This is a genomic window from Salinimicrobium oceani (assembly GCF_012037645.1).
The window spans coordinates 1-290 of record NZ_JAAVJR010001582.1 but is presented as its reverse complement, the minus strand read 5'-3'; the positions used below and the strand labels follow the sequence as shown (position 1 = coordinate 290).

Annotated in this window: 1 pseudogene; it reads left to right on the top strand. The window is 49.0% G+C overall.

The features are described from left to right. Positions 1-290 (top strand): annotated as a pseudogene (locus HC175_RS23155) (ABC transporter ATP-binding protein); the annotation flags it as partial.

Here is a 290-nt window from a genome sequence, read left to right as displayed (position 1 = left end):
CCAGGCAGAGGATATTATCGTGATCGTTTCCCTCCTGGCGGGAGTGGTGGCTTTTGAACCCTGGCTCATCTTTCTGCTCGTGGTTTCAATTATTCCCACGATGATCAATGAAGTTAAATTCAGTGGTACCAGCTATTCCCTTGCCCGCAGCTGGACCCAGGAACGGCGGGAGCTGGATTACCTCAGGTATGCCGGGGCCAGTGATGTTACTGCCAAGGAAGTAAAACTTTTTGGTCTTTCAGATTATCTTGCCAACAGGTTCAAAGGTTTATCTGACCTCTATTACACCC